Below are 16,745 nucleotides of genomic sequence, written 5' to 3'. Positions count from 1 at the left end.
CTTACAGGCCGAGCTCGACCTCGAACTCGCCCGCCTCCAGGATCGCCTTGACCGCGGTCAGGTAACGGGCCGCGTCGGCGCCGTCCACCAGACGGTGGTCGTAGGAGAGGGTCAGGTAGGTCATGTCGCGGACGGCGATGACCGTGCCCTCCTCCGTCTCCAGGACCGCAGGGCGCTTGACCGTGGCACCGATGCCGAGGATCGCGACCTGGCCCGGCGGCACGATGATCGTGTCGAAGAGCGCACCGCGCGAACCGGTGTTGGAGATGGTGAAGGTCGCGCCGGACAGCTCGTCGGGCGTGATCTTGTTGGCGCGGACCTTGCCGGCCAGCTCCGCCGTGGCCTTCGCGATGCCGGCGATGTTGAGGTCGCCCGCGTGCTTGATGACCGGGGTCATCAGGCCCTTCTCGGAGTCCACCGCGATACCGATGTTCTCGGTGTCGAAGTAGGTGATCGTGCCTTCGCCCTCGTTGATCTTGGCGTTGATCGGCGCGTGCGCCTTCAGCGCCTGGGCCGCGGCCTTGACGAAGAACGGCATCGGGGAGAGCTTGACGCCCTCCCGGGCCGCGAACGCGTCCTTGGCACGGGCGCGCAGCTTCATCAGACGCGTGACGTCGACCTCGACGACCGAGGACAGCTGCGCCTGCTCGTGCAGCGCCTTGACCATGTTGTCGCCGATGACCTTGCGGATGCGCGGCATCTTGACGGTCTGGCCACGGAGGGGAGAGGCCTCCAGGGACGGCGCCTTCTTCGCGGCGGCGGCCGGAGCGGCAGCGGCCGGAGCCGGAGCGGCGGCGGCGGCCTTCGCGGCCTCGGCGGCGGCGATGACGTCCTGCTTGCGGATACGACCGCCGACGCCGGTGCCCTTCACGGAGGCGAGGTCGACGCCGTGCTCGGCGGCGAGCTTGCGCACCAGCGGGGTCACGTAGGCGCCGTCGTCACCGGAGGTCGCGGCGGGCGCCGGGGCCGGGGTGACGGGGGCGGGCGCCGGAGCCGGAGCGGCGGGCGCCGGGTCGGGAGCCGGAGCCGTCTGCTGCTGCGGGGCCGGAGCCGTGGGCGCCTGCGGGGCCGGGGCCGGAGCGGGCGCCGGAGCAGCGGGGGCGGCCGGAGCCGGGGCGGGGGCCTCGGCGGCCGGGGCCGGAGCGGCGGGGGCCGGAGCGGCGGCCGGAGCCGCGCCCGGGGCGCCGATGACGGCGAGCTTGGCGCCGACCTCGGCGGTCTCGTCCTCGCCGACCACGATCTCCAGCAGCACACCGGCGGCGGGCGAGGGGATCTCGGTGTCGACCTTGTCGGTGGAGACCTCGAGCAGGGGCTCGTCCTCCGCGACCTCCTCGCCGACCTCCTTCAGCCACCGGGTGACGGTGCCCTCGGTGACGGACTCGCCGAGCGCGGGCAGGACGACGTCCGTGCCCTCGGCGGAGCCGCCGCCGGAGGCGGCCTCGGCGGTGGGAGCGGGCGCCGGGGCGGCCTGCTCGGTGGACGGAGCGGCCGCGGCCGGCTCCGGGGCGGGCTCTGTGACCTCAGCCACAGGCGGGGGGGCGTCAGCCGCACCGGTGCCGTCGTCGATCACGGCCAGCTCGGCGCCGACCTCGACCGTCTCGTCCTCGGCGACCTTGATGGAGGCCAGGACGCCGGCGGCGGGGGAGGGGATCTCGGTGTCGACCTTGTCGGTCGAGACCTCGAGCAGCGGCTCGTCGGCCTCTACGCGCTCACCCTCGGCCTTCAGCCAGCGGGTGACGGTGCCCTCGGTGACGCTCTCGCCGAGCGCCGGAAGGGTTACGGAAACCGCCATGGTTTCGGTTGCTCCTTACGAATTGCGGAAGTCTGTGTCGTCGCTGTGAGCGGAGTCGCTTCGTCGACCGAGGGTCAGTCGTGCGAGTGGAGCGGCTTGCCGGCCAGCGCCAGGTGCGCCTCGCCGAGCGCCTCGCTCTGGGTCGGGTGGGCGTGGATGAGCTGCGCGACCTCGGCGGGCAGCGCCTCCCAGTTGTAGATCAGCTGGGCTTCGCCGACCTGCTCGCCCATGCGGTCACCGACCATGTGGACGCCGACCACGGCACCGTCCTTCACCTGGACGAGCTTGATCTCGCCCGCGGTGTTCAGGATCTTGCTCTTGCCGTTGCCCGCGAGGTTGTACTTCAGAGCGACGACCTTGTCCGCGCCGTAGATCTCCTTGGCCTTGGCCTCGGTGATGCCCACGGAGGCGACCTCGGGGTGGCAGTACGTCACCCGCGGGACACCGTCGTAGTCGATCGGGACGGTCTTGAGACCGGCCAGACGCTCCGCCACCAGGATGCCCTCGGCGAAGCCGACGTGCGCGAGCTGGAGCGTCGGGACCAGGTCACCGACGGCGGAGATGGTCGGGACGTTGGTACGCATGTACTCGTCGACCAGGACGTAGCCGCGGTCCATCGCGACGCCCTGCTCCTCGTAGCCGAGACCGGCGGAGACGGGCCCGCGGCCGACGGCCACCAGCAGCAGCTCGGCCTCGAACTCCTTGCCGTCGGCGAGGGTGACCTTGACGCCGTCCTGGGTGTACTCGGCCTTCTGGAAGAAGGTGCCGAGGTTGAACTTGATCCCGCGCTTGCGGAACGCGCGCTCAAGAAGCTTGGAGGAGTTCTCGTCCTCGAGCGGGGCGAGGTGCTTGAGGCCCTCGATGATGGTGATGTCGGTCCCGAAGGACTTCCAGGCGGAGGCGAACTCGACGCCGATGACACCGCCACCGAGGACGATCGCGGACTTCGGGACCCGGTCCAGCACGAGGGCGTGGTCCGAGGAGATGATCCGGTTGCCGTCGATCTCCAGGCCCGGCAGCGACTTCGGCACGGAGCCGGTCGCCAGCAGGATGTGGCGGCCCTGGATACGCCGGCCGTTCACGTCGACGGAGGTGGGGGAGGAGAGCCGCCCCTCACCCTCGATGTAGGTGACCTTCCGGGAGGCGACGAGCCCCTGGAGGCCCTTGTACAGGCCGGCGATCACGCCGTCCTTGTACTTGTGCACCCCGGCGATGTCGATGCCCTCGAAGGTGGTCTTCACACCGAACTGCTCGCTCTCGCGGGCCTGGTCGGCGATCTCGCCCGCGTGCAGCAGGGCCTTCGTGGGGATGCACCCTCGGTGCAGGCAGGTGCCGCCGACCTTGTCCTTCTCGATCAGGGCGACGTCCAGGCCCAGCTGCGCCCCGCGCAGGGCCGCGGCGTAACCGCCACTACCACCGCCGAGGATCACTAGGTCGAAAACGGTGCTGGCGTCGTTCGCCACGTCACGTCCTCCATGCATGTGCGCCGTACGCCGGTCTCCAGTGACCGCGCGGCGGCTGGTGTCCGGCCGCTCTTTCTTCGGCCCTGTGGTGGGGGCCCTGTCCTGCCGAGCCCCATCTTCGCACTTGTCAGCACCGAACGAGACGCCGGGCCGGGGTGTGAGACACCACACGCTCACATGAGAAAGGGGGATGCGGTGAGACACCCAGGGGCGCGGGGAACTGCGCGACAAGCCACAACGGACCCGCAGCCGCCCACGCCCCTCCGGAGCCGAGCTATTGGGGGAGCGTCAGCCCAGGTCACCCGAGGCGGTCAGCTCGGCCAGCCGCACCAGCGTACGGACCGCGGACCCCGTCCCACCCTTGGGCGTGTACCCGAACGGCCCGCCGTCGTTGAACGCGGGACCCGCGATGTCGAGGTGCGCCCAGGAGATCCCCTCGCCCACGAACTCCCGAAGGAACAGCCCCGCGACCAGCCCGCCGCCCATCCGCTCACCCATGTTCGCGATGTCGGCGGTGGGAGAGTCCATCCCCTTGCGCAGATGCTCCGGCAGCGGCATCGGCCACGCCGGCTCACCCACCTCCTCCGCGGCCTCGTACACCGCCGTACGGAACGAGTCGTCGTTGGCCATGATCCCGAACGTCCGGCTGCCCAGCGCGAGCATCATCGCCCCGGTCAGCGTCGCCACGTCCACGATCGCGTCCGGCTTCTCCGCCGACGCCGCCCACAGCGCGTCGGCCAGCACCAGCCGGCCCTCGGCGTCGGTGTTCAGCACCTCCACCGTCTTGCCGCTGTACATCCGCAGCACGTCACCGGGCCGCGTCGCGGACCCCGACGGCATGTTCTCGGCCAGCGCCAGCCACCCGGTCACGTTGACCTCGAGGCCCAGCCGCGCCGCCGAGACCACGGCCGCGAACACCGCCGCCGCCCCGCTCATGTCGCACTTCATCGTCTCGTTGTGACCGGCCGGCTTCAGCGAGATGCCGCCCGAGTCGTAGGTGATCCCCTTGCCGACCAGCGCGAGGTGCTTCTTCGCCTTGGACGAGGTGTACGACAGCTTCACCAGCCGCGGCCCCGACGCCGACCCCGCGCCGACGCCGAGGATGCCGCCGTAGCCGCCCTTTTCCAGGGCCTTCACGTCGAGCACCTGCACCTTGAGCCCGTGCTCCTTGCCCGCCGCCTGCACGATCGCTGCGAAGGCCTCGGGGTTCAGGTCGTTCGGCGGGGTGTTGATCAGGTCGCGCGCGCGGTTGAGCTCCTCGGAGACCGCGACGGCCCGGGCCAGCGCGGCCTTGTACGCGGCGTCCCGCGGCTTGCCGCCGAGCAGCGCGGCCTCGGCGAGCGGCGCCTTGCCGTTCCTCGCCTTGGGGTCCTTGCCGCTCTCCTTGTAGGTGTCGAAGGAGTACGCGCCCAGCAGCACGCCCTCGGCGACCGCGCCGAGGTCCGCGGCGTCACCCAGCGGCAGCGCGAACGCGGCCTTCTTGGAGCCCGTCAGCGCGCGGGCGGCGACACCGGCGGCCTTGCGCAGCGCCTCCGCGGCGAAGGAGGAGTCCTTGTCGGGCTCGGCGCCCAGGCCGACCGCGACCACGAGCGGGGCCTTGAGGCCGGAGGGCGAGGGCAGCTTCGTCACCTCGCCCTCGGCGCCGGAGGCACCGAGGGTCTCCAGGACGCCGGCGAGCCCGCCGTCGTAGGCCTTGTCCACGGATTCGGCGCCCGGCGCCACTACCGGGCCCTTCGCGCCCTTGGCGACACCGATCACGATCGCGTCGGCCCGCAGGCCGGGCGCCGCGGAGGTGCTGAGAGTCAGAGCAGTCACGGTGGTGAATTCTCGCTTCCGATGTGAAGTTCGCATGAGTCGAGCGGGTGGGTCGACCGGGCCCGACGGCCGACCCTATTTCGTGTCCGAACACGGATCCCGATCGGGGCCTTCACCCCTGTCGGCGACCACCCGGGAAGAGCCTACGCTCGGGTCGGCCGCCGATCATTCCGCATGCCCTGGAGCCACCCCTTGAAGCGCCCTCTCCTGCTCGTCGCCCTGCTGCTCCTGATGGCGGGGTGCTCGACCACGACCGACTCCGGCCCCGGTGACTCCCGCTGGCAGCCCCGCCCCGGCACCGCCTGGCAGTGGCAGCTGACCGGCCGCATCGACACCTCCGTCGACGTGCCGGTCTACGACATCGACGGCTTCGACCAGTCGAAGGCGGTGGTGTCCGCCCTGCACGACAAGGACCGCAAGGTGATCTGCTACCTGTCCACCGGCGCCTGGGAGGACTGGCGGCCCGACGCCGGTGAGTTCCCCAAGTCGGTGATCGGGCGCGGCAACGGCTGGGAGGGCGAACGCTGGCTCGACATCCGCGCCACCGACGTCCTCGAACCCCTGATGGCGGACCGCCTCGACATGTGCCGCGAGAAGGGCTTCGACGCGGTGGAGCCGGACAACATGGACGGCTACAAGAACCGCACGGGCTTCCCGCTCACGGCGGCCGACCAGCTGCGCTACAACCGGCTGATCGCGAAGCTGGCCCATGAGCGGGGCATGGCGGTCGGGTTGAAGAACGACCTCGACCAGATCCCGCAGCTGGTCGGGGACTTCGACTTCGCGGTCAACGAACAGTGCGCGCAGTACGACGAATGCGCGGACATGAAGCCGTTCGTCGCGGCGGACAAGGCCGTCTTCCACGTCGAGTACGAACTGCCCACCAGACGCTTCTGCGCCGAGTCCCGCCGCCTGAAGCTGAGTTCGATGCTGAAGAAGTACGAACTGGGGGTGTGGCGCGAGGCCTGCTAGAAGGTCGAGGCCTGCTAGAAGGTCATCGACAGGATCACCAGGGCCGCCGTCGCCGCCGTCTCCGCGAGCCCTCCGAACACATCGCCGGTCACCCCGCCGAAGCGGCGGGTGCAGTGCCGCAGCAGGAGTTCGGCCGCTGCCACGCCGGCGGCGACCGCGAGGACGGTGCGGACGACGTCGTACGCCCCGAAGAGCGCGCCCGCCGCGGCCGCCCCCAGCGTCACCGCGGCGGCCACCAGTGCGGCGCCGCGGAGCGGGACCACGCCCGCCACCGCGGCCCCGAGGCCCTCCGGACGGGCCGCCGGGACGCCGGTGCGGGCGGCCAGGGTCAGCGCGAGGCGGGCCGCGGTCGCCGAGACCACGGCGGCGAGCGCGCCCCGGGCCCACGAGTCGCCGTACACCTGGGACAGCGCCGCGACCTGGGCGAGCAGCACGAGGACGAGGGTGATCACCCCGAACGGGCCGATGTCGGACTGCTTCATGATCCGCAGGGCGTCCTCGGCCGGCTTGCCGCTGCCGAGGCCGTCGGCGGTGTCCGCGAGGCCGTCGAGGTGCAGGCCCCGGGTGAGGACCGCGGGCACGGTCACCGTGGCGACGGCGGCGAGCAGTGCGGAGGCGCCGAGGAAGAGCAGCAGGAGGCCCAGCGCGGCCGACAGTCCGCCCAGCACCAGCCCGACCAGCGGAGCGCACAGCATGCCGCCGCGTGCCGCCTCCCGGTCCCAGCGGGTCACCTTGACCGGCAGCACGCTGAGCGTGCCGAAGGCGAAGCGGAGGCCGTCGGCGGGGGGTGAGGTCATGGACACGTCCGCAGGGTAGCCCGGACGCCGTAGTGGCAGGGCGGTCCGTCCCCGGTCCCGTGAGACTGGGGCCATGGGCCACTGGCTGCACCGCAACATCGTCGAACCCGGCAAGCTGCCGCTGCTGCTCGCGTTGACCGCGTTCGTGCTGACCTTCCTGATCACCCGGTGTGTGACCCGGCTCATCCGGGCGGGCAGGGGGCCCTTCGGCAACATCAGCACCGGCGGGGTGCACATCCATCACGTGGTCCCCGGTGTCGTGCTGTCCGTCGTCGGCGGCTTCGGCGCGGTCGCGAGCGGGCGGCACGGTTTCGGGGCGGCGCTGTGCGCGGTCGTGTTCGGGATCGGCGCGGGGCTGGTGCTGGACGAGTTCGCGCTGATCCTGCACCTCGACGACGTCTACTGGAGCGAGGAGGGCCGCAAGAGCGTCGAGGTGGTCGTCCTCACCGCGGCGCTGGTCGGTCTGGTGCTCGCGGGCTTCTCGCCGTTCGGCGTCAACGACGTCACGCAGGACGAGGCGCAGGACCGCGGCGGCGTCATCTCCAGCGTGGTGATCAACTTCCTCTTCGCGATGGCCGTCCTGCTCAAGGGCAAGACCCGGATGGCGATCTTCAGCGTGATCGTCCCGCTGGTCGGCCTCATCGGCCTGATCCGCCTGGCCCGCCCCGGCTCCCCGTGGGCCCGCCGCTTCTACGTCCGCCGCCCACGCGCCCGGGCCCGCGCGCTGCTCCGCGCCTACCACCACGACAGACGCTGGTCGGGCCCCCGCCGAAAACTCCAGGACCTGATCGGCGGCAAACCGGACCCGGTACGGTCACTGGGGCCGTGACCCGGCCTGTGAGTCGGCCCTGTCCTCCCTGCCGACTCCGTCCTCCCGACCGCCCCCGCCCTCGTCGTCCGCCCCGCCCCGCTCCCCGGTCCGGCGCCGCCGCAGCGCCGGTAGCGTGCACAGCAGGAGCATCGCTGTGATGGCTGCCAGGTGTTCCCTGCCGGCGAGGTTCTCTTTCAGGAGTACCTCGATCAGCATCGCCGCGATCACCGCGCCCGCCGTGACCCGGGCGCCGTAGCGCCAGCCGAGGAAGACGGCGAGGCCTACCACCGCCGCCGAGGGGCCGGTGTCGACCACGTGGGCGTCCGAGGCGGGGAGGCCGAGGGGGTTGTCGGGGCCCAGCCAGATGCCGAGACGCGCGTACAGGGTTCCGGCGAGCGTGGCCGTGTAGGCCAGCGCGAGCGTCCGCCACCGGCCCAGGCACATCTCGGCGATCCCGAACACGAACAGGATCTGGAGCAGCGCACCCCACACCGGCAGGTCGAGGGCGGGCACGAACAGGGACAAGGGAGTGCGGAGCAGGGCCAGCCACAGCGGGTCCGCGGCGCGCACGGCACCCACGTCCTGGACGACGTCGTATCCCCAGGACCGACTGTGCACCAGGTGCAGGGTCAGCGTCAGGCAGACGGATGTCACGGCCAGGGGGACCGCCCGCCACCTCCGCCGGCGCAGGTGCTCGCGCACGGTGACGTACAGCGGCCCCCACTCCGCGCGAGCCCAACGGGCGATCCTCTTCATCCCCTGGTCCTCATCTGTGCGTACTCAGGTGCTCCCGGCGCCGCAGCCACCCCGGCAGCCCCGGCACCTCCAGGAACCCCTCCGCGCGGGCCGAGGCGATGCCGATCCGCGGAAGGTCCGCGCTCTTCTCGAAGAGCAGGAAGCGCGGCTCCCAGATGGGCCGGTACTTGGCGTTGGCCCGGTACAGCGACTCGATCTGCCACCAGCGGGAGAAGAAGCTGAGCAGCGAGCGCCACAGCCGCAGCACCGGCCCGGCACCGAGCCGCGCCCCACGTTCGAAGACCGAACGGAACATGGCGAAGTTGAGCGAGACCTGGGTGATCTGGATCTCCTGGGCCCGATTGAGGAGCTCGATGACCATGAACTCCATGAGGCCGTTGTCGGCGTCGCGGTCCCGGCGCATCAGGTCGAGCGACAGCCCGTGCGGCCCCCAGGGCACGAAGGAGAGCACCGCCTTCAGCTCGCCCTCGCCGTCACTGCACTCCAGCGCCACGCACCGGCCGTCGGCGGGGTCCCCGAGCCGCCCCAGCGCCATGCTGAACCCGCGTTCGGTGGCCCCGTCCCGCCAGTCGTCGGCCCGTCGTACGAGCGCCTCCATCTCCTCGGCCGGGATGTCCTCGTGGCGCCGGATCCGGACCGTGTACCCGGCCCGCTTGACCCGGTTGTAGGCCTGCCGGACCGTCCGCATGGCACGGCCCTCCAGGGTGAACTCGGCGATCTCGACGATCGCCTCGTCGCCCAGCTCCAGCGCGTCCAGACCGTGCCGCGCGTACACCGTCCCCGCGTCCTCGCCGGCGCCCATCACGGCCGGCAGCCACCCGTGCGCCCGGGCCTCGGCGAGCCACGGCTCGATCGCCCCCGGCCAGGCCTCCGAGTCCCCGATCGGATCGCCGGAGGCCAGCGAGACCCCGCCGACGACCCGGTAGGTCACCGCCGCCTTCCCGGTCGGCGACCACACCACGCTCTTCTCGCGGCGCAGCGCGAAGTACCCGAGCGAGTCCCGCTCCCCGTGCTTGTCCAGCAGCTCCCGCAGCCGTCGCTCGTCGTCCTCGGTGAGCGGGTCGACGGCCCGTTTGGAGCGGAAGGCGGCATAGAGGACGGCCAGGACGAGGATCGTGCTGAGCACGTTGATGACGACGTTGACCCAGTTCGGCGTCAGGATGCCGTCGAAGCGGGAGTCGTCGGAGGCGACGGAGACCAGCCGCAGGGTGCCGTACCACCACCGCTCGGTGAAGGTCGACGACCCGGGCGCCTCGTTGGTGACGGTCACCAGCAGGGCGGCGAGCAGCGAGGACAGGAGCAGTCCGCCCACCGCGACGGCCGCGGCGAGCCGTGGGTTCGACCGGTCGCCCTTGGCGTAGAACTCCCGCCGCCCGACCAGCAGCGCGACGACGAACGCGGCGGTGAGGACCAGCGAGATCCAGTTCTGCGCGTACCGGCGGATCTCCGGGAACGCCATCGCGAAGAGGAACAGCGCGAGGAACGTCCCGGAGAGCACCAGGTTCAGGATCCACGCGGCCCGCTTGCGCCGCCGCATGGTGATGGCGAGGAAGGCCGTGAACACGCCGGAGGCGAAGCCCGCCGTCAGCAGGTACGGCGTGAAGTAGTTCTCCTGGTTGTGCCGCCGCACGTCCTGCCCCAGCGTCACCCACACCGCGCTGAGGAAGTTGACGAACGCGACGACCCGCAGATACCAGACGGCGAACCCTGCGGCCCGCCGCGAGGCGGTGGTGGACGGTCGGCGGGTACCGGATTCCAGGACATCTCCCATAAAGGGTGATCCTGCCCCTCTTCTCCGCCGTGACGGTGTTCAGCCACGGCGGAGCGGCCCGGCGGTGCCCGACCGGCCGAACCTCTACCCTGTCCGGCTCCTACTCCTCCTTCTCCGGCTCCACGGACTCCTCCTTCTCCGGCTCCACGGACTCCGGCTTCTCCGGCTCCACGGACTCCGGCTCGTCCGCCGGGACGTCGGGCTTCTCCGGCAGCTCGGCGGCCAGCGCCGCCGCGGCCTGCACCAGCGGCAGGGCCAGCAGTCCGCCCGCCCCCTCGCCGACGGTCACCCCGTGGTCGAGCAGCGGCTCCAGCGCCATCCGGTCCAGCGCCTTGGTCTGCCCCGGCTCCCCGCTGTTCTGCCCGGCCAGCCACCAGTCCGGCGCCCGGAACGCGATCCGCTGTCCCACCAGCGCGCACGCGGACACGACCACGCCGTCCAGCACGACCGGCAGCTTGCGCACCGCGCACTGGAGCAGAAAGCCCGTGATGGCCGCGAGATCGGCCCCGCCGACCGTCGCGAGGAGCTGCAACTGGTCCCCGAGCACCGGCCGCGCCCGCCTGAGGGCGTCCCGGATCGCCGCGCACTTGCGCATCCACGCCAGGTCGTCGATCCCGGTCCCGCCGCGGCCGGTCACCACGGAGGCGTCGGTGCCGCACAGCGCCGCGACCAGCACGCCCGCCGCCGTGGTCCCGCCCACGCTCACATCGCCGAGCACCACGAGATCGGTCCCGGAGTCGGCCTCCTCGTCGGCGACCGCGACCCCGGCCCGGAAGGCGGCCTCCGCCTCCTCCGGAGTCAGCGCGTCCTCGACATCGATACGACCGCTCCCGCGCCGCACCCGATGCCGTACGACGTCCTCCGGGAGCTCCTGCGGATCGCAGTCCAGCGCCATGTCGACGACCCGCACCGGCACGTCCAGCCGGCGGGCGAGGATCGACACCGGACGAGCGCCCTCCAGGACCTCCCGCACCAGCTCCGAGGCGCTGCCCGCGGGGCGCCCGGAGACTCCCTGCGCGGCGATCCCGTGGTCGCCGGCGAACAGGACGACCCGCGGCCGTTCGACCGGCCGTACCGGAACGGCCGACTGCGCCGCGGCCAGCCACTCACCCAGGTCGTCGAGGCGGCCCAGCGCCCCGGGCGGCACGATCTGACGCTCCCGGCGTGCCTCGGCATCGCGCCGCACCCCGCCGTCGGGGCGCTCGATCAGATCGGTGAAGTCGTCGAGATTAAGCGAGCTCATTCGCCGAACAGTACCGGCCCTGATCGAACACGGGGGCGCCACGGGGCCAGGACGTCTTTGCACCCAGGATGGTGATCCCATACGTTCCGTTTTGTAGCGAATTGCCGTGCTGGATCGCCGTGCGTCCCCGGGAGGCCCCATGCCCGCACCAACCGCCCCTTCCGTACGGCGTCTTCGCTCCACGGCCCGTGCGCTGCGGTGGCTGCCGGAGCCGGAGAGCTGGCTGGACGTGGGGACGGGGGACGCGGACTTCCCGGAGGCGGCGCGCAGGTTCTTCCCCTACACGGCCTTCGACGGCGTCGACGCCACGCCCCGCGTGCTGCACGCCCAGGCCGTCGAGCGTCTGGAGGAGGGCTACCGGGGCGTCCTGACGGACCCGCACCTCACCGCCCACCTCCGTGCCCGCTACGACGTGGTCAGCCTCCTGAACCGACCGGCGGACCCCGCGGAACTCCGGGCCGCCCTCGCCGTCCTGCGCCCCGGCGGCCACCTCCTCGTGGAGTCCCCCGACGACCCCCGCCCCGCCCTGGAGTCCCACGGCTGCACGATCATCGCCACGACCCGCAGATCCGCCCACATCCCACCCCGCGTGGAGCCCCGACTCACCCACCCCGCCCTCCTCCCCGCCGCCCGAGCCCTGGACCACACCTTGTCCCTCCTCCTCTCCGGCACCCGCTTCGCAGGGGTGTACCGGGTGATCGCCCGCAAGGCGGTGCACACGTGGACGTGGGAGGCGCGGGTCGCGGAGGCCGGGCGAAGGAGCGCCCCGGACCCGGCCGGCCGAGACGCGCAGGACACCGGCGTCCCGGTCCCGCCGCCCTCGGCCTCCTCAGCCTCGTAGGACCAGTGCCTGGCCCGCCACCACCAGCAGTACCTGTTCGCACTCGGCCGCGAACGCCGTGTTCAGGCGGCCGAGTTCGTCGCGGTAGCGGCGTCCGGAGGCCGTGGCCGGCACGATGCCCGAGCCGACCTCGTTGGAGACGGCGACCACGGTCCGCCGGGCCCCGCGCACCGCCTCCGTCAACTCCCGTACGCGCGACCGCAGTTCACGCTCCCCGCCGTCGGCCCACTCGACGTCGTCCCAGGCCCCCACCGCGTCCATCGCGTCCGTCAGCCACAGCGACAGACAGTCGATCAGCAGCGGCGCCCCGTCGTCCTTCAGCAGCGGCACCAGGTCGCACGTCTCGGTCGTACGCCACGACCCCGGCCGCCGCTCCCGATGGGCGGCGACCCGCGCGCCCCACTCGGTGTCCCCGTTCCGCGACCCCCCGGTGGCCACGTACAGGACCTCGGGAAACGCCTCCAGCCGCCGCTCGGCCTCCACCGACTTCCCGGACCGCGCCCCGCCCAGCACCAGCGTCCGCCGCGGCACGTCCGGTACGGCCTCGTAGGCGCCGACGACGAGGGTCGTCCCGTCGGGCACGGCTCGCGCCCCGGCCGCGGCCAGCCTCCGCCGCAACTCGGCACCGGGAGACACGTCGTGGTCGACATGCACGGCGACGACATCGGTCGTGGGCCCCACCGCCCCCACCGCCCGCAGCCGCGCCAGCGCGTCCGGCCGCCGTACGACATCGGCGAGCACCATGGCGTACGGCTCGGCGGCCCCCGCCTCCAGCCCCGCGGGCGCGCCCCCCGGCGGGAGATACAGCACCCGCTGCCCGTCGGGCCCGGTCACCGCGTACCCGGTCCCCGGCGCGTCCAGCGCCACGGCCCGCACCCGATGCCCCGTCAGCAACGCCAACTCCCGCCCGTCCGGCACCCGCCCCGGCTGCGGAACCCCGGCGGGCACCTCGACGGGGGGCCCGTCGTGGGGGTGCGACAGCAGCACCTGCCTCACACCTGCGAGGGAATGCCCGGAGCGGGCGGCGGCGAAGGCGGCACCCGGCGTGAGATCGATCAGCAGCGTCTCGTCGACGAGCACGGAGGTGGCCGCCCGGGCCTCCTCACCGAGCGCGACGGCACAGGCGGCACAAGGGCAGGAGGGACGGGGGAGGCCGGCGGGAGCGCCGGTTCCGAGCAGAGTCAGTTCCACGGAACGATTCTCGCCGGTGCTTGTTGATCCAGCGCGCGCAGAGGTGCCATTGACGGGCGCGGGGACCTGTGCGAGCAACCCCCACCGGCCAACAGCCGACGCACGACCGCTTAGGGTGCTCTTCGTAACGGCTCAAACACGGGAGGCTCACATGGCGACATGGACCTGGCGATTCGAGAAGTCCGACGGTGCGGAGACCGAGCCCGCGGTCGAGCCGGAGGAGTTCACGACCCAGGGGGACGCCGAGTCCTGGCTCGGTGAGTACTGGAAGCCCCTGCTCGCCGGCGGTGCGGAACAGGTCCGCCTGTTCGAGGACGCCACCGAGATCTACGGCCCGATGAGCCTGAAGGCGGCCGAGGAGGCGTAGCGGAGGCGGGGCGGCGGTTTCCCGGGAAGCCCCCGCCCCGCCGCCCCGAAGGCGAAGGGGCTCAGCCCCGCACCCCGCACAGATGCAGCAGCGCCGCGACCCCCCGGTAGGGATCCGTCCGCCCGGCCCGCTCCTCGCAGGCCAGCAGCGTCTCGATGTCGTCCGGCACCTCGGCGTCGTCCGTGGCCGTGTCCGTGAAGACCCGCACGCCGTACCAGGCCTGGAGCGGCGCCCCGATGCCCGCGAGCGTCGCGGTCAGGGTGCCCAGCCGGTCGGCCCGCACATCGAGGCCGAGCCGGTTGCGGTACGCGGTGCCGTCGAAGGCGCCGAGCGTGCCGGCCCAGTCCCCGGCCAGTCCCGGCCGCATCGCCAGCGCGTCGCCGTTGCGCACGAGCAGCGACAGCAGCCCGCCCGGCGCCAGCATCCGCGCGAGCCCCGCCAGCAGCGGGTCCGGCTCCTCCACGTACATGAGCACGCCGTGGCAGAGCACGACGTCGAAGCTGCCCGGCAGGAAGTGCACCCCGGTGTCCCGGCCGTCGCCCTCGATGATCCGCATCCGCTCCCGGATGCCCTCGGGCTCGGCGGACAGCGACTCCCGGGCCGCCCTCACCATGGTGGAGTCCTGTTCGAGCCCGGTCACCTGATGTCCGGCACGGGCCAGCCGCAGCGCCTGCGTGCCCTGGCCCATACCGACGTCCAGCACCCTGAGCCGCTGCCCGACCGGGTAGCGCCCCACTATCTGCTCGTCGAGCTGCCGGGCCACCAGCTCCTGCCGTACGACGTTCCGCAGCCCGCCCAGCTTGCCCAGCCAGGCATCGGCCGCACCCCCGGAGAAAGACGTCGTACTCAGGGCCGCTCTCCGCGCTTGACCTGAGGCTTCGGCAGCCGGAGGCGACGCATCTGGAGGGAGCGCATGAGGGCGTAGCCGATCGCGCCCTTGCGGTTGTGGTCCGGGAAGCGCTCGATGAGCTGCTTGCGCAGCCGGAAGCCGTTGAGGATCGCGTCGAGCACGATGAGCACGATCACGACCAGCCACAGCAGCAGCGCGATGTTCTGGAGCGCGCCCACCCGCACCATGCTCAGCACGAGGATGATCACGGCCATGGGCAGGAAGAACTCCGCCACGTTGAACCGCGAGTCGATGAAGTCACGGGCGAACTTGCGCACCGGGCCCTTGTCGCGCGCGGGCAGGTACCGCTCGTCGCCGCCGGCCAGCGCCTGGCGCTGCCTCTCCAGCGCGCTGCGGCGCTCCTCGCGCTGGCGCTTCGCGGCGTCCTTGCGGGTGAGCGAGGTGTTGGCGACGCTGCGGCGCTGGGACTGGGCCTCACTGCGCTTGGGCGTGGGCCTGCCCTTGGGGGCCTGCGGGTCGCGGATCTGCTTGGAGTCGGTCAGCTGCCCCTTGTCGGCGACAGCGGCCTTCTCTTCCTTGGTGGCACGGCTACGGAACACAAAACCCAAGGGTAAGGGGTGTCCTGGGTTGGACCCCAGCCCCGTGGGGAACGATCCGGCAACACCAGTCGTCATGTAGGGGGACAGAGGGGACGTCCGGTGACGGGTCACTCACCCTGAAGGTCACCTACTCCTTACGCCGGAGCAAGGGAATCGTCAGTCGTCCTTGGGGATGAGCGCATCCGTCCCCGAACAGTGCGTCAATGGATGCAGGGCCCGTACTGTGGGTTCTGTCGCAGAGCTGGAGCTGGAAGTCCGTCAGAAGGGGGCGCGCGAAGCCCATGAGCGGTGTCATGAAGCGTATGGGGATGATCTTCCGCGCGAAGGCGAACAAGGCCCTTGACCGGGCCGAGGACCCGCGCGAAACCCTCGATTACTCCTACCAGAAGCAGCTGGAGCTGCTCCAGAAGGTGCGCCGGGGCGTGGCCGACGTGGCCACCTCGCGCAAGCGCCTGGAGCTCCAGCTCAACCAGCTGCAGTCGCAGTCCTCGAAGCTGGAGGACCAGGGCCGCAAGGCGCTCGCGCTCGGCCGGGAGGACCTGGCCCGCGAAGCCCTCTCCCGCCGTGCCGCGCTCCAGCAGCAGGTGACCGACCTCGAGACCCAGCACTCCACGCTCCAGGGCGAGGAGGAGAAGCTCACTCTCGCGGCCCAGCGGCTCCAGGCCAAGGTGGACGCCTTCAGGACCAAGAAGGAGACCATCAAGGCGACCTACACCGCGGCCCAGGCGCAGACCCGGATCGGCGAGGCCTTCTCCGGCATCTCCGAGGAGATGGGCGACGTGGGCCTGGCGATTCAGCGGGCCGAGGACAAGACGGCGCAGCTCCAGGCGCGGGCCGGCGCGATCGACGAACTGCTCGCCTCCGGCGCTCTCGACGACCAGTCCGGCATGCACAAGGACGACATCCAGGCCGAGCTGGACCGGCTCTCCGGTGGTACGGATGTAGAGCTGGAACTGCAGCGCATGAAGGCGGAGCTGGCGGGAGGCTCCTCGCAGCAGGCGATCGAGGGCGGCACCGGCCAGTCGCAGTCCCAGCAGCAGCCGCAGGACACCCCGCGCTTCGACAAGCAGTAGGGCCCACGCCGAGGAGGGCGACATGATCGTCAGGATCATGGGGGAGGGTCAGGTGAGGCTGGCCGACAGCCACCTCGCCGACCTGAACAAGCTGGACGACGAGCTCCTGGCCGAGATGGAGAAGGGCGACGGCCCGGGCTTCCGCCGCACCCTCCAAGCCCTCCTCACCAGGGTCCGGGACCTGGGCGAACCCCTCCCGGACGACTCCCTGGAACCCTCGGAACTGATCCTCCCCTCCCCGGACGCCACCTTGGAGGAGGTCCGGGAACTGCTCAGCGACGACGGCTTGATCCCGGGTTGAAGCAGGTTTTGACAAGGCTGGGCTTTTCGACGCCGGTCAGGGCACTTCAGCCCGTCCGGCGTTTGAGGACGAGGCCCTCAGGGGCCGAAGGGGGGTCTGGGGG

16 protein-coding genes are annotated in these 16,745 nt (G+C 71.9%); 6 read left to right on the top strand and 10 right to left on the bottom strand.

Annotated elements, in window-relative coordinates; all coding sequences use genetic code 11:
- Window position 1: 1 nt before the first annotated feature.
- The 3 genes from sucB to ACFULQ_RS37750 all read right to left on the bottom strand — a co-directional run bounded on the left by sucB (window position 2) and on the right by ACFULQ_RS37750 (window position 5,070).
- A complete protein-coding gene (gene sucB, locus ACFULQ_RS37760) occupies window positions 2-1,792 on the bottom strand; it encodes a 2-oxoglutarate dehydrogenase, E2 component, dihydrolipoamide succinyltransferase (RefSeq protein ID WP_383553014.1) in 1,791 nt (596 codons plus the stop codon).
- A 74-nt stretch (window positions 1,793-1,866) separates the two neighbouring features.
- Complete coding sequence (gene lpdA, locus ACFULQ_RS37755; protein WP_383553011.1) at window positions 1,867-3,255, bottom strand: dihydrolipoyl dehydrogenase; 1,389 nt, start codon at window positions 3,253-3,255, stop codon at window positions 1,867-1,869.
- Window positions 3,256-3,543: 288 nt separating this feature from the next.
- Window positions 3,544-5,070 carry a leucyl aminopeptidase gene (locus tag ACFULQ_RS37750; RefSeq protein ID WP_383553008.1) on the bottom strand — a complete coding sequence of 509 codons (1,527 nt, stop codon included), beginning with the start codon at window positions 5,068-5,070 and terminating at the stop codon, window positions 3,544-3,546.
- A gap of 192 nt (window positions 5,071-5,262) precedes the next feature.
- Here ACFULQ_RS37750 and ACFULQ_RS37745 point away from each other — a divergent pair, with 192 nt between their 5' ends.
- On the top strand, window positions 5,263-6,042 hold the full coding sequence (locus tag ACFULQ_RS37745) for an endo alpha-1,4 polygalactosaminidase (protein ID WP_383553005.1): 780 nt from the start codon (window positions 5,263-5,265) through the stop codon (window positions 6,040-6,042).
- Between the two features lie 14 nt (window positions 6,043-6,056).
- On the opposite strand, the gene ACFULQ_RS37740 is transcribed toward ACFULQ_RS37745, so the two are convergent.
- On the bottom strand, window positions 6,057-6,839 hold the full coding sequence (locus ACFULQ_RS37740) for an adenosylcobinamide-GDP ribazoletransferase (RefSeq protein ID WP_383553002.1): 783 nt from the start codon (window positions 6,837-6,839) through the stop codon (window positions 6,057-6,059).
- Window positions 6,840-6,912: 73 nt separating this feature from the next.
- On the opposite strand from ACFULQ_RS37740, the gene ACFULQ_RS37735 reads away from it, so the two are divergent.
- Window positions 6,913-7,668: a hypothetical protein gene (locus ACFULQ_RS37735; RefSeq protein WP_383552999.1), complete on the top strand. Its 756-nt coding sequence runs from the start codon at window positions 6,913-6,915 to the stop codon at window positions 7,666-7,668.
- Here the strand turns inward: ACFULQ_RS37735 and ACFULQ_RS37730 are convergent.
- The 3 genes from ACFULQ_RS37730 to cobT form a co-directional block, all read right to left on the bottom strand.
- On the bottom strand, window positions 7,654-8,406 hold the full coding sequence (locus ACFULQ_RS37730) for a hypothetical protein (protein WP_383552996.1): 753 nt from the start codon (window positions 8,404-8,406) through the stop codon (window positions 7,654-7,656). The genes ACFULQ_RS37735 and ACFULQ_RS37730 overlap by 15 nt on opposite strands.
- Window positions 8,407-8,416: 10 nt before the next feature.
- A complete protein-coding gene (locus tag ACFULQ_RS37725) occupies window positions 8,417-10,177 on the bottom strand; it encodes a phosphatidylglycerol lysyltransferase domain-containing protein (protein ID WP_383552993.1) in 1,761 nt (586 codons plus the stop codon).
- 100 nt (window positions 10,178-10,277) lie between these two features.
- On the bottom strand, window positions 10,278-11,420 hold the full coding sequence (cobT, locus tag ACFULQ_RS37720; protein WP_383552990.1) for a nicotinate-nucleotide--dimethylbenzimidazole phosphoribosyltransferase: 1,143 nt from the start codon (window positions 11,418-11,420) through the stop codon (window positions 10,278-10,280).
- A 139-nt stretch (window positions 11,421-11,559) separates the two neighbouring features.
- Between cobT and ACFULQ_RS37715 the strand changes: the two genes are divergently transcribed.
- Window positions 11,560-12,261 carry a methyltransferase domain-containing protein gene (locus ACFULQ_RS37715; RefSeq protein WP_383552987.1) on the top strand — a complete coding sequence of 234 codons (702 nt, stop codon included), beginning with the start codon at window positions 11,560-11,562 and terminating at the stop codon, window positions 12,259-12,261.
- Here the strand turns inward: ACFULQ_RS37715 and ACFULQ_RS37710 are convergent.
- Complete coding sequence (locus tag ACFULQ_RS37710) at window positions 12,250-13,452, bottom strand: bifunctional adenosylcobinamide kinase/adenosylcobinamide-phosphate guanylyltransferase (protein WP_383552984.1); 1,203 nt, start codon at window positions 13,450-13,452, stop codon at window positions 12,250-12,252. The genes ACFULQ_RS37715 and ACFULQ_RS37710 overlap by 12 nt on opposite strands.
- A gap of 151 nt (window positions 13,453-13,603) precedes the next feature.
- Between ACFULQ_RS37710 and ACFULQ_RS37705 the strand changes: the two genes are divergently transcribed.
- On the top strand, window positions 13,604-13,819 hold the full coding sequence (locus ACFULQ_RS37705; protein WP_020137368.1) for a hypothetical protein: 216 nt from the start codon (window positions 13,604-13,606) through the stop codon (window positions 13,817-13,819).
- A gap of 61 nt (window positions 13,820-13,880) precedes the next feature.
- Here the strand turns inward: ACFULQ_RS37705 and ACFULQ_RS37700 are convergent, their stop codons facing one another.
- Both ACFULQ_RS37700 and ACFULQ_RS37695 read right to left on the bottom strand, forming a co-directional pair.
- Window positions 13,881-14,582 carry a methyltransferase domain-containing protein gene (locus tag ACFULQ_RS37700; protein WP_383552981.1) on the bottom strand — a complete coding sequence of 234 codons (702 nt, stop codon included), beginning with the start codon at window positions 14,580-14,582 and terminating at the stop codon, window positions 13,881-13,883.
- Between the two features lie 83 nt (window positions 14,583-14,665).
- The gene (locus ACFULQ_RS37695; RefSeq protein ID WP_383552979.1) at window positions 14,666-15,343 is read right to left on the bottom strand and encodes a DUF3043 domain-containing protein; all 678 of its coding nucleotides are present in this window, start codon (window positions 15,341-15,343) and stop codon (window positions 14,666-14,668) included.
- Between the two features lie 233 nt (window positions 15,344-15,576).
- Here ACFULQ_RS37695 and ACFULQ_RS37690 point away from each other — a divergent pair, with 233 nt between their 5' ends.
- Entirely contained in the window at window positions 15,577-16,341 is a 765-nt protein-coding gene (locus ACFULQ_RS37690) for a PspA/IM30 family protein (RefSeq protein WP_028809590.1), read from the top strand.
- A gap of 22 nt (window positions 16,342-16,363) precedes the next feature.
- A complete protein-coding gene (locus tag ACFULQ_RS37685; protein WP_383552976.1) occupies window positions 16,364-16,642 on the top strand; it encodes a hypothetical protein in 279 nt (92 codons plus the stop codon).
- Window positions 16,643-16,745: the final 103 nt, after the last annotated feature.

It is taken from the genome of Streptomyces sp. NPDC057253 (assembly GCF_042669125.1).
Lineage (GTDB): Bacteria > Actinomycetota > Actinomycetes > Streptomycetales > Streptomycetaceae > Streptomyces.
This window is presented reverse-complemented; position numbering and strand designations above follow the sequence as displayed.